2 protein-coding genes are annotated in these 2,378 nt (G+C 51.3%); one reads left to right on the forward strand and one right to left on the reverse strand.

The window, feature by feature from the left end; genetic code table 11:
- The first annotated feature begins 51 nt into the window (after nucleotides 1-51).
- A complete protein-coding gene (pqqE, locus tag BMY09_RS21975) occupies nucleotides 52-1,257 on the forward strand; it encodes a pyrroloquinoline quinone biosynthesis protein PqqE (protein WP_091362285.1) in 1,206 nt (401 codons plus the stop codon).
- 52 nt (nucleotides 1,258-1,309) lie between these two features.
- Here the strand turns inward: pqqE and hpaD are convergent, their stop codons facing one another.
- Nucleotides 1,310-2,158 carry a 3,4-dihydroxyphenylacetate 2,3-dioxygenase gene (hpaD, locus tag BMY09_RS21980; RefSeq protein ID WP_091362286.1) on the reverse strand — a complete coding sequence of 283 codons (849 nt, stop codon included), beginning with the start codon at nucleotides 2,156-2,158 and terminating at the stop codon, nucleotides 1,310-1,312.
- Nucleotides 2,159-2,378 lie beyond the last annotated feature (220 nt).

The raw sequence follows: 2,378 nt of genomic DNA on the forward strand, positions 1-2,378 counted from the left end.
CCGATGCCGAGGGGATCGACCGGGATATTCTGGATTTTTTAGGAGACGCCCGTGAGCAACTCTGGATCAGCCTGTAACGGTCAGCCTTCACAGGCGCCCTCTTTAAGCAGTGTCCCAGGCCACGGCCAGCCGCTCTGGTTGCTGGCCGAACTGACCTATAAGTGTCCGTTGCAGTGCCCTTACTGTTCGAACCCTCTCGACTTCGCTGAGGTGGGTGCTGAACTGACCACTGAGCAATGGCTTGATGTTTTCCGTCAGGGGCGTGAGCTGGGGGCGGTTCAGCTGGGCTTTTCCGGTGGTGAACCACTGGTGCGTCAGGACCTGATTGAGCTTATCACTGGTGCCCACAAGATGGGTTACTACACTAACCTGATCACCTCGGGAGTTGGACTGAATGAAGGGAAGATTGCGGGTTTGCATGAGGCGGGTCTTGATCATATTCAGGTCAGCTTCCAGGCAGCAGATCCCGAAGTCAACAACCTGCTGGCGGGGTCAGAAAAAGCGTTTAAGCAGAAGTTAAAAATGGCTCGGGAAGTGAAAGCTCAGGGGTACCCCATGGTGCTTAACTTTGTGACTCACCGGCATAATATCGATCGGATCGACCGCATTATCGAACTCGGTGTCGAGCTTGAAGCGGATTACGTTGAGCTGGCCACCTGCCAATACTATGGTTGGGCCTTTGACAATATTAAACAGCTTCTTCCCACCCATGAACAGCTGAAAAGGGCTGAACGGATCACCAATCAATACCGTGAACAACTGGCAGCAGCGGGCAATCCGATCAAGTTGATTTTTGTCACACCGGATTACTATGAAGAGCGGCCTAAAAAGTGTATGAACGGATGGGGACAGGTGTTTCTGACGGTTACCCCGGATGGCACTGCGCTGCCGTGTCACAGTGCGCGGATGCTACCGATCGAGTTTCCTAATGTTATCGATATGCCGTTGCAGAAGATCTGGGATGAGAGTTCCGGATTCAATCATTTCCGTGGCGATAGCTGGATGGAGGAGCCCTGTCTCAGTTGTGATGAAAAGGAAAAAGATTTTGGCGGCTGTCATTGTCAGGCTTATATGCTGACTGGCGATATGCATAACGCGGATCCGGTGTGTGCGAAGTCGGAACATCATGAATTGATACTCAGTGCCCGAGCAATGGCTGAAACGGTGGCCGGTAATCCTGCCGATCTTCTCTACCGAAATGAGCGTAACTCGCGGATTATTACGACCGATAGACTGCTTAAATTCTCCCGGGACTAAGGCAAAAAGCCGTTCTCAGAACGGCTTTTTCAGGATGAGATCTGTATCCGGATCAGACCGGGAACACGACATTGCACTGACCGGTGCCAGAGCTTGGGAAGTACTCGGTCATGACTTCGGCGCAACCTTCATATTTGTCCCAGCCCAGCAGGCCAAACAGCATCGCTGTATCATGCATACCGCCTTCTCCAGAACAGTCCTGAGCATACTTCGGCAGCAGGTCGAGAAACGCTTTGGTTTGACCCTTTTTCCACATATCCATCACCATCAGGTCGATCTCCTGATTCAATGGCTCGCTGATCTTGAACATATAGTCGCCAACCACTTTATTCGGTGGGATCCGGTGTGACAGCGAGCCGCTGGCGAGGAACGCCACCCGTTTATCGGACTTGTTGATCGCCTCAAGAATCGCTTCGCCGACCTGTTTCGATTCCTCCAGATCTGCGTCATACATCCAGCCGGCAATCGAAACCACTTTAATATCGTTGCCAACGCCGAGGTAGCGCAGGGGAACCAGGGTGCCATATTGCAGCTGAAGGGTTTCAACTTCATGGTGGCAGAGGGTGGTAACGCCGTTGTTGGTGGCGATCTCGGCAATCTGCTGCCCCAGTTCAGGGTCGCCGGTGTGACTGTATTCCATATTATTGAGGAAGTGGGGGAACTCGGTGCTGGTAAACACCCCGGACATCTCTGGCTTCGCATTGATATGAAAACCGGCATTCACCAGCCAGTGGGTATCTGAAATCACGATAGTATCGACTTTACGTTCACGGCACATATCACCGATACGGCGCAGTCCCTGAATCGCCGATTCACGAATACCGTGCAGTGGCCCCTCCTGCTCAGAGATAAACATTGAAGGCACATGTGTCACTTTTGCTGCCAGAACCAATTCGCCCATAACTCACCTCAATACATTGTTGTTATTTGATTTGTTAAACGGAAGTCATTTCCATAGAAAGCGAGTATAGGTGGCAGCAGTGAATCGCCTTTGCCATTTAAAGCAAAGCTTTTACCATTTAAAACAAGGGGGATCTGTATAGCGCATTTTAACCACAGAGAACACAGAGAACACAGAGGGAAAAGATTTAATTAGCTACCTGTAGTAGGAGGCGCGCCCC

The sequence above is a fragment of the Amphritea atlantica genome (assembly GCF_900111095.1).
Lineage (GTDB): Bacteria > Pseudomonadota > Gammaproteobacteria > Pseudomonadales > Balneatricaceae > Amphritea > Amphritea atlantica.

What these genes read in the sequence shown, in the direction of transcription:
- hpaD (WP_091362286.1), bottom strand. Translation starts at nt 2,158, where the DNA reads ATGGGCGAATTGGTTCTGGCAGCAAAAGTGACACATGTGCCTTCAATG.